This is a genomic window from uncultured Cellulomonas sp., from assembly GCF_963527515.1.
GTDB lineage: Bacteria > Actinomycetota > Actinomycetes > Actinomycetales > Cellulomonadaceae > Cellulomonas.
In genome coordinates this window covers 120,404-135,679 of sequence record NZ_CAURTV010000001.1, presented here as the reverse complement: position 1 = coordinate 135,679, position 15,276 = coordinate 120,404, and the positions used below count along the sequence as shown (strand labels likewise).

Below are 15,276 nucleotides of genomic sequence, written 5' to 3'. Positions count from 1 at the left end.
CGCTCTGGTCAACTTCTCTGAATGCGCCATCGGTGGTCAGAGAGAAGAAGAGGTGGCTACCGAGTGCAGCGCATCGGCGGGCGCGATCGCTCCGGGCCGGTGCTGCTCTGCTCGTCGGCCGGCTCGCACTATTGCGACAGACCCGATTGCTATGCCGATTAGCGCCCAGAGTTGGGGCTGCGTCAGCCCACCGAGCGCCGGGGAGTTGATGCGCAGGAACTCCACCAGGAACCGGGACACGCCGGAGAGCACGAGGTAGGCCCCGAATACTCCGATCGGTGCCAGGCGGCGCTCGAGGCGCCAGAGGATCACGGCGATCAGTACGGCGGCGAGCGTCTCGTACAGCTGCGTCGGGTGCACGGGAACGGTCGATGGAACGACGCCGTCCGGGAAGGCGACGCCCCACGGCAGCGTGGTGGGTGTGCCGTAGGTGCCGTCTCCGGACAGGAAGCAGCCGATCCGACCGATGCCGTAGGCGAGGGCGAGCGGCGCTGCCGCGGCGCCCGCCACCTCGGCCGTGGGTAGCCCGTGGCGCCGGATGACCACGAGTGCCGCGATGACACCGCCGATCAGACCGCCGTACCAGGTGAAGCCCATGCCGCCCAGGTGGTGCAGGCTGAAGTCGGACAGGTGCTCCAAGACGTAGTAAGCCTTGGCGCCGACGAATCCCCAGATGGTGGCCCACAGCACCAGCGAGGTGGCGGAATCCTTGGGGAGTCCGAGGCGGGCGAAAGCCCGGCCGAGAAGCCAGATCGCGACGATCGCGGCGACGGCTTTGCTGACGCCGTAGCTCTGCACTTGGAAACTGCCGATCGAGAACAGCACCGGTAGCACGTGTGTCTCCCCCTTCTGGACCCGGCGGCTGTGCCGTCGGCCGATGGCGCGACGAGGCGCCCGACGACCACGCTGGGCCCTGATCTCCTCGGGTCCGGCTGTCGTGCGATCAACGTTCGATGAAAGCCACTCGAGCACTGACGACCGGCCAGCGGCGGCAGGTGCGCGCACTCCCGGGCACCGGAACATGTCGGGGGAGATGTCGCGACGGCCTTGGCCTGCGATCTTCAGCACCTCTTCATCGATTGCCGCTCGGTTCTTGATGACGGCTGGCGAGAGTGGGCACTAGGCGCCGAGCGGCGCCCGATCGAACGGCAGGAGATCGCCATGGTTCCGTGGTGCGCGCAGATGGGTGCGGCTGGCTGGGTGTCGATGGTCGCGTTCTGGTTGGTCGTCGTCGGGCTCGCGGTGTGGTCAGTGAGCCGCCTGTTCCCCGCACAGGTCGCCAGCGATCCTCGGGCGATCCTTGAGAGCCGACTTGCGTCGGGGGAGATCTCGCCGGAGACCTATAGGTCCCTCATCGGCGAGCTCGACGGGCCATCGCTGGCAGGAAAAGAGGGGTTCTGATGAAGGGTCACACGAGGTACATGGTCATCGCTGGGGCCGCGGGCCTGGTGGGACTCCTCCTGTTCGGTGTGAGCGTGACGGAGGCGCTCCTCTGGGCGTTCGTGCTGGTCTGCCCGGTGATGTTGATCGTGATGCTCTTCACGATGCGTGCGGAGGAACACCAGCATGGCCCTGCGGATCGGGAGAGCGGCGCACACGGGAACAGGACACCGGAGCACAAGACCTTCGGCCCGCGGTACCCGCACGGGCGTCTGCGCGGCTGACACCAGATCGGGTTCGGCGTGTCGGGCTGCGCCTACGGGGATGTCGTCAGGCAGCGATCAGGAAGCTGCCGGCGGCAGGTCGATGTCGAATGACGATCCGTGACCCAGGCCCGCGCTGTGAGCCGCGACCGTCCCGCCGTGCGCGACCACGATCGCGCGAACGATCGCGAGGCCGATCCCCGAACCGCCGCGATCCCGGTCGCGTGCCGTGTCCACCCGGTAGAAGCGTTCGAACACGAGGCTGAGCTGACTGGGGTCGATGCCCTCCCCGGTGTCGGCGACCGTAAGCCGGACGAGACCCGTCTCGGTCAGGTGCGCGCCGAGGCACACGGATCCGCCGCGGGGTGTGTGTCGTAGGGCGTTGTCGAGCAGGTTGCCCAGCACCTGGCTCATCCGGTCGGCGTCGACCGCGAGAGGAGGCAGCCCGGGCTGGACATCAAGGGTGAGTTCGACGCCGGCGGTGGCGAATCGGCTTCTCGCGGCGTCGAACGCCGTGGTCAGGAGTGCGTCCGCGGAGGTTGGTGCGAGAACAAGGTTGCGTGCCCCCTGCTCCGCCTTCGTCACTGCCGCGAGGTCGGCGGCGAGGCGCGCCAGTCGAGCGCCCTGGTCGCGCAGCACCCTCACGGTCTGCGGCGTCATCGTGGCCACTCCGTCCTCGATCCCCTCCAGGTAGGCGCCGATGACCGCGACGGGGGTGCGGACCTCGTGTGCGACGTCGGCGAGCAGCCGTTTCCGGAGGGCGTCGCTGTCCTCGAGCTGGCGCGCCATGTCGTTGAAGGCGTCGGCGAGCTGGTCGAACTCGACACCGAGCGACGGGCGGGCAACGCGGGAGTCGAGATGTCCCGCCGCGATACGGGTCGCTGCCGCGGACAGGGTGCCGAGGGAGGCCGCGATGCGCCGGGTCAGGAACACGCTCACGGCGAGCGATGCGACCACGGATGCTGCGAGGGCGATGGCCAAGGCCAGTGCGCTGGCTGACTGGAAGGCCTCTTCGGCGTGCAGCACGGCCATGGGTTCTGCCTCGACGCCCGCCTCGACCATGTGCCGGTGGAAGACCACGGGTCCGACCGCCCCAGCGACGATCCACGCGGTGACGCCACCGGCCAGGACGACGAGGGTCATGGCCGCCAGGAGCCTGCCGGCGAGCCCCCATCTAGGCGACCTCATCCGCCGGTTCCGATGCGGTAGCCGACACCCCGGACGGTGCGGACGTAGCGCTGCGCGTCGGCCGTGTCGCCGAGCTTCTGCCGCACGTGCAGCACGTGGACGTCGACCAGGTGCTCGTCGCCGACCCAGTTGTCGCCCCACACGGCCTCGATCAGGACGCGGCGGCTGAAAACGATGTGCGGGCTGCCGGCAAGCGCGGCCAGCACATTGAACTCTGTCCGAGTGAGCGGCACGGGGTCGCCGTCCAGGAGGACCTCGCGGCCGGGCAGGTCGATCGAGAGGGCGCCGATGCGCAGCGGCTCGCTCGCTGCTGTGGGGCCGTCGGCGGCGCGTCGCGGTCTGCGGAGCAGAGCGGCGATGCGTGCCTGTAGCTCGCGCGGGCTGAACGGCTTGGTCATGTAGTCATCGGCGCCGACCGACAGGCCGATCAAGGTGTCGATCTCCTCGCTGCGTGCGGTGAGCATCACCACGTAGCAGTCGGAGAACGTGCGCAGCTGGCGGCAGACCTCCACGCCGTCCATCCCGGGAAGTCCGAGGTCCAGCACCACGACGTCCGGATCGACCGAGCGGGCAGCGGTGAGGCCCTCGGGTCCGTCATGGGCCAGGTGCACCTCGAAGCCGTCCCGTTCGAGGTAGCCGGCGACGAGCGCGGCCAGGGCCTTCTCGTCGTCAATCACTAGGGCGCGTCGGGGGGACGGCATCTGCTGGGCCATGGAGCCCATTGTGGACGGAGCCGTCGGCCGTCTCGCGGGACCACCTAGCCCGGCTCGACGTCTTCATCAAACGCTCATGAAACCGCGACGGCAGCACAGCACGAGTCAGAGACCGTGGAGCCAGCACCGCAGCCCATCACCCGTTGGAGACTCCGTGAACGACCAGACATCGACGCCACCGGTACCGGTAGTCGTCGTCCACGCCGAGGCGTGCCACCTCTGTGACGACGCTGTCGAGGCGCTCACCGACCTGTCCAGGACGCTGCCCCTCGAGGTGCGGGTCGTCGAGTTGGAGTCCGCGGAGGGGGCGTCGCTGGTGGCTGTCCACCGTCCCGCGATGAACCCTCTCGTGCTGGTCGACGGCGCGTACTTCAGCGCCGGGCGGCTGCCGCGCAAGAAGCTGGCCAAGGTGCTCGAGCGGCGTACCTCCCAGCACAACTCATCCGTGGGGGCATGAGGTGGGCGCCGAGCTCTTGACCACGGGCAGCATCCTGGCCGCGTTCTTCGCCGGCGGTGTGGCTCTGTTCGCGCCGTGCTGCATCGTGTTCCTGGCACCCAGCTACCTGGCCGGTGCGATCAAGAACCGCCGGTGGCGCCTGCTGCCGCTGACCTTCATCTTCGCCGCGGGCCTGGCCCTGGTGCTGGTGCCGATCACGCTCGGCATGAGCCTGCTCTCCGGTGCGATCGCGAGGTACCACGGCCCGCTGTACTGGGCGGGCGGGCTGCTCATGATCGCCCTGGCCGTGCTCGCGCTATCGGGGAAGATGTGGTCGCTGCCGAGCTTCCTGCGCGCCCCGGACACCAGCCGCGGCGACTCGGCCAGCTTCTTCGCGCTCGGTGTCTTCTCCGGCGTGGCCTCCAGCTGCTGCGCTCCCGTCCTCGCCGGTGTCATGACCCTGTCCGCGCTGTCCGGCTCCGCTATCGGCGGGCTGACGCTGGGACTGGCCTACGTCTTCGGCATGGTCTTCCCGCTCTTCGTGATGGCGCTGATCTGGGACAAGGCGAGGCTGGGGGAGCGCAAGCTCCTGCGCGCCAGGCTGGTGCGCATCCGCATCGCCGGCCGCGTCATCGTGACCAACACGCTCAACATCGCGGTGGCCGTCGGCTTCGTCGTGATGGGCGTGTTCATCATCGCCCTGGCCGGCGACGCGAACATGACCGGCGGCACGCAGGCCCAGGACACGGCCGCGAGCACGCTCACCGACGTCTTCCTGGCGGTGCAGCGGTTCGTGAGCCCGGTCCCGGAACCCATCCTGGGGGCCGGGCTGTTGGCCCTCGTCGGCCTGTTCGTCGTGGCGATGCTCTCCGAACGTCGCCGCCGAGCCGGCCGAGCGCCCGACGGCGCCACGTCCCAGGTGCCACCTGAGCCCGTCGACGGGCACCCGTCGCTGGGCGATGCGGCGAACGACGCCGGAGTCCCGTCCTGTCACTCCACGCCCACCACCACGCCTACACAGCAAGGAACAGCGCGATGACCTCCGGAACCGCCAGCCGTCGCCAGGCCGAGCACCAGCACAGGCTCGAGGAGCTCAGGCAGAACGAGACCCGAACCAAGCGCCGCCGTCGACGCTTCGGCCTGGCCGCGTGGGCCGCAGGCTTCCTGGTCGTCGCGACGCTGGTCACTGTGGCGTTGCTCAGCTCCCGCCCGGTCGTCTCGGCGGAGACGCGCCAAGCTCCTGGGTTCACCCTCCCGACCTCGGACGGGCAGACGGTCTCGCTCTCGTCGTTCCTCGGTGAACCCGTGATCCTCTACTTCAACGAGGGTGCTGGGTGCGATGCGTGCCTGCAGCAGATGGCTGAGATCGAGAAGGAGCCCGGCTTCGCGGCGGCTGGCATCACTGTGCTGCCGATCGTCATGAACACCGCCGAGCAGATCAACGCCGATCGCGACCGGCTCGGCGTGGCCACCCCGTTCCTGCTGGACGACGGCAAGATCTCGAAGGCCTACGGAACCCTCGGCACCGGCATGCACGAGGGCCTTCCGGGCCACGGGTTCGTCCTCATCGACGCCGACGGCGTCCAGCAGTGGTACGGGAACTACCCCTCCATGTGGCTCGAGCCCAAGGAGCTGCTCGACGAGGCCACGAGCCGGCTCTAGGCAGAACCCCTCCCTCGCCCGACCAACCCGAGACAACGGAGAACGACATGACCGCTTGCTGCAAAGAGAACGGCACCGCCGACCAGTGCTGCCGCGAGGAGTCCGCGGGGCGCGATGACGCCGCGGCACAGCCAGCGCAGGATCACGCGTGCGCCGGTCACCACCAGATGGAGACACGCACGCAGCCCTGACCCTGTCGGCGTCGCCGCCGGGGGACGACCGGCGGCGACGCATGACCTAGTCCCTCCACGCGACCGACTTCATGAGACCTTCAGAGTTGAACGGGATGTTTCCTGCAGTCGCCCGCGTTGTGCCAGGCATTGGGTACCCCCTAGGGGTATGCACCGCAGGTGGCCCGACGAGACGTAGGAGCGGTCATGAAGGTCGAGACGACAGTCCTGGAAGTGGGGGGCCTGCACTGGGCAACCTCCGAGCCCATCGTTGAGCGGGCGTTAGCCCGGCGCCCCGGCGTCCTGAATGTGGAGGCCAACGCGCTGGCCCAGACAGCGAACGTCACCTACGACGCCGACGAGACCTCCCTGGCCCAGCTCGTCGGCTGGGTCACCGAGTGCGGCTACCACTGCGAGGGGCGCTCGGTCCCGCAGCACATCTGCGAGCCGATGGACGACCCCGCCAGCAGGACGCCCGCGTCCAGCGCTGATCACGCCACGCCGTCCCACGACGCCGGGTCCGCGCACGAGCACCATGGAGGCCACGGTGCGCCCGCGCCGATGTCGGTGCAGGACACGATGGGCCACGGCGGTCACCACGGTGGCGGCTCGATGGCGGACATGGTCCGCGACATGCGCAACCGCTTCCTGGTCGCGCTGCTGCTGTCGATCCCGATCCTGCTGTGGTCGCCGATCGGTCGCGAGCTGCTCGGGTTCTCGGCCGGCACCCCGTTCGGCCTGCGCGACGACGTGTTCAGCCTGCTGCTCTCGCTGCCGGTGATCTTCTACTCGGCCTGGATCTTCTTCGACGGCGCCTACCGGGCGCTGCGAGCGCGGACGCTCGACATGATGGTCCTGGTCGCGGTCGGTGTCGGCACCGGGTGGCTCTACAGCCTGTGGATCACCCTGACCGGCGGCGGTGAGGTCTTCTACGAGGCCGCCACCGTCCTGACAACGTTCGTCCTGCTGGGCCACTGGGTCGAGATGCGAGCCCGGGGCGGCGCGAACGACGCCGTCCGGACACTGCTCGAGCTCGCTCCCGACACAGCCGTCGTGCTGCGCGACGGATCCGAGGTCGAGGTGCCCACGGCTGACGTGGTCGTCGGAGACCTGGTCCTCGTGCGGCCCGGAGCGAAGGTCCCCGTGGACGCAGTCGTCGAAGCGGGGGAGTCCGAGGTCGACGAGTCGATGGTTACCGGCGAGAGCCTGCCGGTGCCGAAGGCTCCCGGGTCGCAGGTCATCGGTGCATCGATCAACACCACCGGGACCCTCCGCGTGCGGGCCGCCAAGGTCGGCTCGGACACAGCCCTGGCGCAGATCGTCGCCATGGTCCAGGAGGCGCAGAACTCCAAGGCGCCGGGACAGCGCCTGGCCGATCGCGCAGCGTTCTGGCTCGTGCTCGTCGCGCTGGTCGGGGGGACCGTCACGTTCCTCGCCTGGACCCTCGCCGGGGCCAGCGTGCCCACCGCGATGCTGTTCGCCATCACCGTGGTCGTGATCACCTGCCCCGACGCCCTGGGCCTTGCCACACCAACCGCCATCATGGTCGGCACCGGCCTGGGCGCCCGCCGCGGCGTCCTGTTCAAGAACGCGACCGCACTGGAGACCTCGGCACGCATCGACACCGTCGTGATGGACAAGACCGGCACCCTGACCAAGGGCGAGCCCGAGGTCACGGACCTGATCGTCGACCACCTTCCCGAGCTGGAAGTCCTCGCACTGGCGGCCGCCGTAGAACGCGAGTCGGAACACCCACTGGCACGCGCCGTCGTCGAGCATGCCGTACACCTCGGTGCCGCGGTGCTCACCGCCGACGACTTCCGGAACGTCCCCGGTCACGGCGCCGGCGCCACGGTGAACGGTCACCGAGTGCTGGTCGGCAACCAGAGACTGATGTCCGCCGAGGGTGTGACGCTCGGGGACCTGTCCACCCGGCGCGACGCGCTCGCGCAGTCGGGCAGGACCGCCGTGCTCGTCGCGGTCGACGGACGCCTGGTCGGCGTCATCGCCCTGGCCGACGCCGTCCGCGAGACCGCCGCCGCAGCCGTGGCCGCCTTGCACGAGGCGCGCATCGAGGTCGTCATGCTGACCGGGGACAACGAAGCGACCGCCCGCCGCATCGCCGGCCAGCTCGGCATCGACACCGTCGTGGCCGAAGTGCTGCCGGGCGACAAGGCCGACCAGGTCGCCCGCCTGCAGGCCGCCGGCCGGAAGGTCGCGATGGTGGGCGACGGCGTCAACGACGCCCCCGCCCTGGCCAAGGCCGACCTCGGGATCGCGATCGGCGCCGGCACGGACGTCGCCATCGAGACCGCGGACGTCGTCCTGATGCGATCCGACCCGCTCGACGTGGCGATCGCGCTGCGGATCGGCAGGGGCACGTTGCGCAAGATGCGGCAGAACCTGGGCTGGGCGATCGGCTACAACGCCCTCGCGCTCCCCATCGCCGCAGGCGTGCTCTACCCGTCGCTCGGCGTGTCGCTGAGCCCCGAGATCGCCGCTCTCACGATGTCCGGATCCTCGGTGATCGTCGCCGTCAACGCCCTCCTGCTCAAGCGGCTGCCGCTCCCCGCGGCACCGGGGACCCGCGAGCTCACGCCCACGATCGTGACGGAAGCCCTCAGCGAGGCAGCAGGACGGTGAAGGCGCTCCCCCTGCCGGGGCCGGGGCTCGCGGCGGTGATCGTGCCGCCGTGGGCATGGGTCAGGGCCAGGGAGATGGCCAGCCCGATGCCCGAACCGCCGTGCCCGCGATCGCGGGCCGTGTCGACCCGGTAGAAGCGCTCGAAGACATGCGGGAGATGCTCGGCGGCGATCCCGTCACCGGTATCGGACACGGTGAAGCGAACCCCGCCGTCCGACGTACGCCCCGCCGCGACCGTCACACGCCCGCCCGCGGGCGTGTGACGGATCGCGTTGCTGACAAGATTGTCGAGGACCTGACCCATGCGCAGCGGGTCGACCTCCAGGTCGGGCAGGTTCTGCTGGACGTCCCCGTCGAGGTGGACCGCGCTTTCGCTGGCCCTCTCCCGGCCCGCGCCGACGGCGGAGCTCACCAGGTCGACCGGCGCGGTGGCGCAGAGCTCGAGATGCAGGTCACCGCTCTCGGCCTGGGTGACCGCGGCCAGGTCTTCGGCGATCCGAGTCAGACGCAAGGCCTGCTCCCGAAGCAGCTCGATAGTCGTGGCATCGAGAGGGCGAACGCCGTCCTCCACCGCCTCGAGGTAGGCCGTGATCGTGGCGACGGGGGTGCGGACCTCGTGCGCCACATCAGCTAACAGGCGCTCGCGCAGTCGATCGCTGTCCTGGAGCCGCTCGGCCATGTGGTTGAACGAGACGGCGACCTCGTCGAGCTCCGGCCCCATCTCCGGTGGTGCGACTCGGGCGTCGTAGCGACCAGAGCCGACGCGCGCCGCCGCGTCCGACAGCGACGACAGAGACCGGCCGATCCGGCGCGTGAAGACCAGACTCACCGCGATCGATGCGAGCGCGGCCGCTGCGATGGCGACGGCGAGTGCGATGGCGCTGGCGTATCGAAACGCCTCCTCCGCGTGCAGGATCGCTTCGTCCTGGTCCCGCAGGTCGGCGTGCATCAGGTGCTCGTGGAACAGAGGAGGGCCGACGAGGGCGACGATCGTGGCCGCCGTGAGCGCACCGACCGTGAGGACGAGCACGCTTCCGACCTGGAGGCGAGTGGCCAGGCTCCACCGAGCCGCCCGGCGCGGGACCTCGCGATTCATGTGCCCGCACCGATGCGGTAACCAACGCCGCGGACCGTGCGGATGAACCGTTGTCGCTCCGCCTCGCCGCCGAGCTTCTTGCGGACGTGGAGCACATGCACGTCGACCAGGTGCTCGTCGCCCACCCACCCCGGGCCCCAGACCTCGTCGATCAGCGACCTCCTGCTCAGCACGGTCTTCGGGCGGCGCGCGAGGGCCGCGAGCACGTCGAACTCCGTGCGCGTCAACAGGATCTGCTCAGTGCCGACGCGAACCTCGCGGCTCTCCGGATCGACGGTGAGCGATCCGATCACGATGACGGGGGACGCCTCGATGACGGGCGCCGGAACGCGTCGTGGCCGCCGCAGAAGCGTGTTCGCTCGCGCCACGAGCTCGCGGGGGCTGAACGGTTTGGTCATGTAGTCGTCCGCCCCGACCCTGAGCCCGCGCAGCGTGTCGACCTCCTTGGCGCGCGCGGTCAACATGATGACGTAGCAGTCCGAGAACGTCCGCAGCTGTTGGCACACCTCGACACCATCCAGACCCGGGAGACCGAGGTCGAGGACGACCAGATCCGGGTCGATCTCCCGCAGCAGTGGGACAGCCTCGGCACCGTCGTGCACCTGGTGCACCTCAAAGCCGTCGCGCTCCAGGTAGCCGGTGATGACATTGGCGAGCGGCTCTTCGTCGTCGACGACCACGACGCGGCGTACTGCCACGCTCTGTGCTGGGCTGATCACCAGGCCCATTGTTACGGAGCGCACACCTCGATCGTCGACCTTCATCAAACCTTGATGCAACGACGACGCTAGCGACAGGGTCACGAGCGAAGGTAGATGGCCTACATGTTTCGCAACCGCTCGAGGGAGACCTGACCGATGAACCCGATGCGCCGCCGATTGACCGCCGCGGCCACAGCTGTCGCCCTCTCCGTCGCCCTGGCAGCCTGCTCCAGCAGCACGGACTCGGGCGACTCCCCGACCAACGGAGAGAGCGCGCAGAGCGCGGCGGCGACTCACAACGACGCAGACACGCAGTTCGCGCAGCTGATGATCCTCCACCACGAGGGCGCCGTCGAGATGGCTGAGGTCGCCGTCGAACGCGCTTCGACGCCAGAGGTGAAGGCGCTCGCCGAGCGGATCCAGGCCGCACAGGGCCCCGAGATCGACCTGATGACCGGCTGGCTCACCAGCTGGGGCGAAGAGACCGGGCACGACACGGACATGGGTGGCATGGACATGGGCGGGATGGACATGGATGGCATGAGCCAGTCCGAGGTCATGGAGGAGCTCGACGCACTCGAGGGTGCCGAGTTCGACCGAGCATTCCTCGAGCGCATGGTGGCGCACCACCGCGGCGCCATCGAGATGTCCGAGCAGGAGAAGGCCGAGGGCTCGAACCCCGACGCGATGGCCCTCGCCGGCACCATCATCGACGCCCAGACAGCGGAGATCACGGAGATGCAGAACCTGCTGGCCGGTCTCTGACGGAGCTCGGGACGTTCGCCCCTACGTGGACAGGTCGGGCCGGCGCAGCGTGGAACGAGGAGGTCGGTGCTCGCGCCTGGCCTCACGACCGAGAGGTGGTTCGTCATGATGTGGTGGGGACACGGCGGATGGGGCGCTGGTGGTTGGGTGACGATGGCGCTGATGATGCTGGTCTTCTGGGGCTTGGTCGCGGCGCTCGTCGTCTGGATCGTGCGCAGCGCCTCCGGCACCCAGCAGGTTCCGGGGGGCTCTGATCGAACGCTCCCGAGTCCCGACAGCGTGCTTGCGGACCGGTTCGCTCGCGGTGAGATCGACGAGGCCGAGTTCACCAGCCGGCGAGCCGCGCTGCATGGACCGGGGACGCGGCAGCCACGGGATCAGTGAGGGAAGCAAGCCTGCGTCCGCGTACGGCATAGCGTCTGGCCGTTCGTCCTGCGCTCATGAAGGTTTCATGAAGTCAGGCGGGTGACGGCCGGACGCGACCGGATCGATGCCTACCATCGTCGGAGCCGGGACACCCCTGGCACGGTCTTCTGGTGGGCGCCGAGCCCTGCCACCGCCCGAAGACTCCGCAGATCATCGATGGCAGGGACGGGGGAACCAAGATCGTGGACGCTCCAGCAGCGTCCTTGGGGTGAAGCCAGCACCACTGGCCGGGCGACTCTCTCCCGAACCCGACAGCTCACCTCGCAGGCGTCCGAGAGGACACCCATGCCCGCACGCCACCGCGCCGCCCGCCGCCCGCTGACTGCCCTCGACGACCTCGCCGCGGCATCCGCCGACGGCATGGCGACGGCCGGCAGACGATCAGCAGCCGCCGTCATCACCTCCGGTCTCGTCATGTCGATGTCCGGCACCCCCGCCTTCGCGGCGCGCACCTCGGAAGCCGGCTCGCTCAGCGGCTCGGTGGACACCGCGCGACTGACGCAGGACGCCCGCGCGGTTCTCGAGCAGCAGGTGGTTGCGCCCTCGAACGTCGAATGGACATTCGAGGCGCCCGCCGTGACCGCCGTTGCGCCGGCCCCCGCGCCGGAGCCGGAGCCGGAGCCGGAGCCGCAGGTTTCTCGGTCCCGTGAGCGCGCAGCCGCACCGGCCGCGGCGACAGCGACCGCCGAGCCCACGGTCGCCGTGCCGGCGAGCGCCAACGGCAACGCGATCGTCGAGATCGCCGCCCGCTACGTCGGGGTGCCCTACGTCTACGGCGGCTCGACCCCCGACGGCTTCGACTGCTCCGGCTTCACGTCCTACGTCTTCGCGCAGGTCGGCATCTCGCTGCCGCGCACCTCCTCCGCGCAGCGCAACGTCGGCACCGTCGTCTCGCGCGCCGACGCGCAGCCCGGCGATCTGATCTGGTCCCCGGGCCACATCGCGATCTACGCGGGTGACGGCCTCCAGGTCGACGCCCCCCGCCCCGGCAAGACGATCCAGATCAGGGAGATCTGGCAGTCCAGCCCGATCTTCATCCGAGTGGGCTGACGGTCCGTTGCCCGGCAATCCCGACACTTCACTGCGGCCTGTACTTCCCGGTGGAAGTGGCACTGCGGCTCGGCCGTCCAAGCCCGGCCTGACAGCGTGCTCCCTATGCGTGGGCGAGACTCTGGGCGACTCTGACGAGCGTGCAGGCGGCCAGCTCGCTCGCCTCCGCGAGCTCGACTCGCTCGGCGTCGCGCGTCTGACGTTGGCCGAGTGCCTCGACGAGTGCAATCGAGGCGACGTCATCGTCGCCCGTTCTGCGCGATCAGGGCGGCGCCGATCGGGCCGCCCTGTGTGGCTGGAGCGGGTCGCTGGCGATGAGTTGACCGGCGCGCTGGCGAACTGGCTCGACCAGGGCGGACCTGGACGCGCGCCCATGCCCGCCAGCCTCGAGCCGCTCGTCATCGACAGGTCGAAGGAGCATGCGGGCCAGGTGTCGCCCTAGTCGTCCCGCCAGCATCAGTTGGTGATACTCCTCGGCCGCTTCCCAGCGCCGCGAGAAACACGTCAGGCGGAGGCGGAGGCGGTCGCGGGAGCGCTTCGCCGACCCCCAGATGCGGCTCCGATGGGGCATCTTCATGGAACCTTGACGGCGTCGCAGGCAGGAGTTCGTCATCCACGCCGATGATCGAAGAGGCGCGACGGTCGCGCACGGCCGCTACGGCCGATCCCTGTGAAGAGACAGGCGGGCCATGACGACCACGAAGCGCTGGCCGGACATCGATGACGTCACCGCTTCGGCCCGACGGACGGCCGCGTGAGCTCGTCGCTCAGGGAAGGACCGCTCCCCACGCGGCGCTCTCTGCGCCACGAGGACCGTAGATCTGTTGGAACGCGGGTCGCTCGGAACCGAAACCCTGCGTCGCTGGTGAGGGCCGGATTGCTCGCGACGATGGTGGCTGTGTTCGTTGCACTGCAACCGTGGGGGGATCCGGGTCCTGCCCAAGCGTCCGCTCCGGTGGTCACGGGACCCACGACCGTGCAGGTGCTGAGCGCTCCAGACTCTCCGACTCCGCCGGCGTCCTTGCTGAGCGCTGAGAACCCTCGCGAAGGCGGGGTCGTCGCGTCGCGGATGGCCGACCGCGCCGAGCTGCCGGACTGCACCGGGATCTTCAGCGGCCGCGGGAGCAACGGGCGCCTGGCCAAGTCCGACCTGTGCGACCTGTGGCAGAAGCCGTACAGGGACCGTGCGGACGCGGTCGCGACCATCACCGACCTGAACTCCGCCTACACCGCCCGGTTCGGCGAGCCGATCTGCCTGTCGTCCGGGTATCGCACCATCGAGGAACAAGCAGCGCTTCGCTCCCAGAAGGGTGGCCTGGCGGCACCTGCCGGCCAGAGCAACCACGGGTGGGGCCTCGCGGTCGACCTGTGCCCCGAGGCATACGCCGGAGAGCGGGGGAGGTGGCTTCATGACGTCGGTCCCGTCTACGGGTGGGCGAACCCCGACTGGGCGCACCGCGGCGGAGACGGCCCATACGAGCCCTGGCACTGGGAGTTCGTCCCTGGAGTCGAGGCACTGGCCGACGGCTTCTGAGCGTGGCAGGCGTCCGCCGGCCGGGGACCTTGACGCGGGTTGCCAGGGCGGCCCGAATCCCGAGCGCACTGCTCGCCCTGAATGCCGCACGCCAACTCCGTGCAGGCCTGCGCGAGCAGGAGTTCCGTCGGGACGCGCGTCTTCAGCAAATCTTCGTCGTTCGGCAAGCGAAAACGCCTTGCCGATAGCCCATCGTGGGCAAGCCCGACCCCCGGTGCCGGTTCGGGAAGACCCGAACGCGTCTGGCGCGGGCCTCGAAGCACAACACCTAGGAGCCCACGTGAGCCCAGACGGCAAGCGTTCGAACGACCGAGCAGCCCGCAAGGAACGCCTGCTGCAGCTCCAGGCCGCCCAGAAGCGCGCGGAGCGCCGTCGGACGGTGCTCATCGTCGGGATCGTGGCCGCAACGCTGCTCGCACTGATCATTCCCACGGTCGTCATCCTCACCAACGAGCAGCGGCGCAATGATGCCGTCGAGGCCGTGGCGAGCGCCCCCATCGAGGGTGAGCAGGAACTCCCGGTGTCGGCGGCCACGCACGTCGAAGGAGACGTGCAGTACGCGGACGTCACCCAGCCGACCGCCGAGCCCACGCCCGCACTCGAGGACCTGGCCGAGCAGGGCACGCTGCTGCCCCCCGTCGGCGGGGACCACGACCCGCTCCCGCAGACTTGCGGGTTCTACAGCGAGCCGATCCGAGACGAGAATGCCGTGCACTCCCTCGAGCACGGCGCGGTGTGGATCGCCTACCGGCCAGGCCTCGGCGACGCCGGAGCGGAGAGACTGCGCGTACTGGCTGACGAGAACCCCTACCTGCTGGTCAGCCCCTACGAAGGACTGGCGGCACCGCTGGTCGCCACGGCCTGGGGCGTCCGACTGGAGCTTCCTTCTGTCGACGACGCGCGACTGGAGCCGTTCCTCACCCGCTACCTCCAGGGAGAGCAAGCCCCCGAGCCCGGCGCCTCGTGCGAGGGCGTCGGTGGGTAGAGCCACGAAGGGCGAGGCGCGTGTCACGCCCGAGGGGCGAGAGGCCAGGACCGAGATCAGGAGCACCCAGTTCCCGCCTGATCGGGAGCGATCGGATGCAGGCCGGGGTGAACCAGAGGTCGCGGTCGCGTGTCACGCCCTCGGGGCGCGACGTCACGCACGTAGCCTGCGGGCGGCCGCGCCTGACACCCTGCTCCCGATCCCGGCCACCCCGCACATGTCGACGCGCTTTCGCGGTACGCCGCCGCCCCCTTCCGCCGTGTC

17 protein-coding genes and 1 riboswitch are annotated in these 15,276 nt (G+C 69.7%); of the genes, 12 read left to right on the top strand and 5 right to left on the bottom strand.

Going from position 1 to position 15,276, the window contains the following annotated elements; genetic code table 11:
- Nucleotides 1-36: 36 nt before the first annotated feature.
- A complete protein-coding gene (locus RYN42_RS00585; RefSeq protein WP_315092826.1) occupies nt 37-825 on the bottom strand; it encodes a prolipoprotein diacylglyceryl transferase in 789 nt (262 codons plus the stop codon).
- A 222-nt stretch (nt 826-1,047) separates the two neighbouring features.
- Here RYN42_RS00585 and RYN42_RS00580 point away from each other — a divergent pair, with 222 nt between their 5' ends.
- Together RYN42_RS00580 and RYN42_RS00575 are read left to right on the top strand one after the other, a co-directional pair.
- Nucleotides 1,048-1,401: a hypothetical protein gene (locus tag RYN42_RS00580; RefSeq protein WP_315092825.1), complete on the top strand. Its 354-nt coding sequence runs from the start codon at nt 1,048-1,050 to the stop codon at nt 1,399-1,401.
- A gap of 20 nt (nt 1,402-1,421) precedes the next feature.
- Nucleotides 1,422-1,664 carry a hypothetical protein gene (locus RYN42_RS00575; RefSeq protein WP_315092824.1) on the top strand — a complete coding sequence of 81 codons (243 nt, stop codon included), beginning with the start codon at nt 1,422-1,424 and terminating at the stop codon, nt 1,662-1,664.
- A gap of 57 nt (nt 1,665-1,721) precedes the next feature.
- On the opposite strand, the gene RYN42_RS00570 is transcribed toward RYN42_RS00575, so the two are convergent.
- Together RYN42_RS00570 and RYN42_RS00565 are read right to left on the bottom strand one after the other, a co-directional pair.
- The gene (locus tag RYN42_RS00570; protein WP_315092822.1) at nt 1,722-2,786 is read right to left on the bottom strand and encodes an ATP-binding protein; all 1,065 of its coding nucleotides are present in this window, start codon (nt 2,784-2,786) and stop codon (nt 1,722-1,724) included.
- A gap of 41 nt (nt 2,787-2,827) precedes the next feature.
- Nucleotides 2,828-3,553: a response regulator transcription factor gene (locus RYN42_RS00565; protein WP_175346895.1), complete on the bottom strand. Its 726-nt coding sequence runs from the start codon at nt 3,551-3,553 to the stop codon at nt 2,828-2,830.
- A gap of 145 nt (nt 3,554-3,698) precedes the next feature.
- Here RYN42_RS00565 and RYN42_RS00560 point away from each other — a divergent pair, with 145 nt between their 5' ends.
- The 4 genes from RYN42_RS00560 to RYN42_RS00545 all read left to right on the top strand — a co-directional run bounded on the left by RYN42_RS00560 (nt 3,699) and on the right by RYN42_RS00545 (nt 8,455).
- A complete protein-coding gene (locus tag RYN42_RS00560; RefSeq protein WP_315092819.1) occupies nt 3,699-4,001 on the top strand; it encodes a glutaredoxin in 303 nt (100 codons plus the stop codon).
- A gap of 16 nt (nt 4,002-4,017) precedes the next feature.
- Nucleotides 4,018-5,019, top strand: coding sequence for a cytochrome c biogenesis CcdA family protein (locus RYN42_RS00555; protein ID WP_315092817.1), 1,002 nt, complete (start codon nt 4,018-4,020; stop codon nt 5,017-5,019).
- Complete coding sequence (locus tag RYN42_RS00550; protein ID WP_315092815.1) at nt 5,016-5,642, top strand: peroxiredoxin family protein; 627 nt, start codon at nt 5,016-5,018, stop codon at nt 5,640-5,642. Before RYN42_RS00555 ends, RYN42_RS00550 begins: the two co-directional genes overlap by 4 nt.
- Nucleotides 5,643-6,019: 377 nt before the next feature.
- Entirely contained in the window at nt 6,020-8,455 is a 2,436-nt protein-coding gene (locus RYN42_RS00545; protein ID WP_315092814.1) for a heavy metal translocating P-type ATPase, read from the top strand.
- Here the strand turns inward: RYN42_RS00545 and RYN42_RS00540 are convergent.
- The gene (locus RYN42_RS00540) at nt 8,433-9,485 is read right to left on the bottom strand and encodes an ATP-binding protein (protein ID WP_315092812.1); all 1,053 of its coding nucleotides are present in this window, start codon (nt 9,483-9,485) and stop codon (nt 8,433-8,435) included. The two genes, RYN42_RS00545 and RYN42_RS00540, sit on opposite strands and share 23 nt — an antisense overlap.
- 62 nt (nt 9,486-9,547) lie before the next feature.
- On the bottom strand, nt 9,548-10,267 hold the full coding sequence (locus tag RYN42_RS00535) for a response regulator (RefSeq protein WP_399552359.1): 720 nt from the start codon (nt 10,265-10,267) through the stop codon (nt 9,548-9,550).
- A 141-nt stretch (nt 10,268-10,408) separates the two neighbouring features.
- On the opposite strand from RYN42_RS00535, the gene RYN42_RS00530 reads away from it, so the two are divergent.
- The 6 genes from RYN42_RS00530 to RYN42_RS00505 all read left to right on the top strand — a co-directional run bounded on the left by RYN42_RS00530 (nt 10,409) and on the right by RYN42_RS00505 (nt 15,012).
- Entirely contained in the window at nt 10,409-11,017 is a 609-nt protein-coding gene (locus RYN42_RS00530; protein WP_315092810.1) for a DUF305 domain-containing protein, read from the top strand.
- Nucleotides 11,018-11,170: 153 nt separating this feature from the next.
- A complete protein-coding gene (locus tag RYN42_RS00525) occupies nt 11,171-11,401 on the top strand; it encodes an SHOCT domain-containing protein (RefSeq protein ID WP_235522385.1) in 231 nt (76 codons plus the stop codon).
- A 147-nt stretch (nt 11,402-11,548) separates the two neighbouring features.
- Nucleotides 11,549-11,726: riboswitch (cyclic di-AMP (ydaO/yuaA leader) on the top strand.
- 2 nt (nt 11,727-11,728) lie between these two features.
- A complete protein-coding gene (locus RYN42_RS00520; protein WP_315092809.1) occupies nt 11,729-12,493 on the top strand; it encodes a C40 family peptidase in 765 nt (254 codons plus the stop codon).
- Nucleotides 12,494-12,602: 109 nt separating this feature from the next.
- Nucleotides 12,603-12,935 (top strand): hypothetical protein, encoded by a 333-nt coding sequence (locus RYN42_RS00515; protein WP_315092808.1) that lies wholly within the window; start codon nt 12,603-12,605, stop codon nt 12,933-12,935.
- A gap of 627 nt (nt 12,936-13,562) precedes the next feature.
- Nucleotides 13,563-14,027, top strand: coding sequence for a M15 family metallopeptidase (locus tag RYN42_RS00510; RefSeq protein ID WP_315092807.1), 465 nt, complete (start codon nt 13,563-13,565; stop codon nt 14,025-14,027).
- A 280-nt stretch (nt 14,028-14,307) separates the two neighbouring features.
- The gene (locus RYN42_RS00505; RefSeq protein ID WP_315092806.1) at nt 14,308-15,012 is read left to right on the top strand and encodes a DUF3105 domain-containing protein; all 705 of its coding nucleotides are present in this window, start codon (nt 14,308-14,310) and stop codon (nt 15,010-15,012) included.
- Nucleotides 15,013-15,276 lie beyond the last annotated feature (264 nt).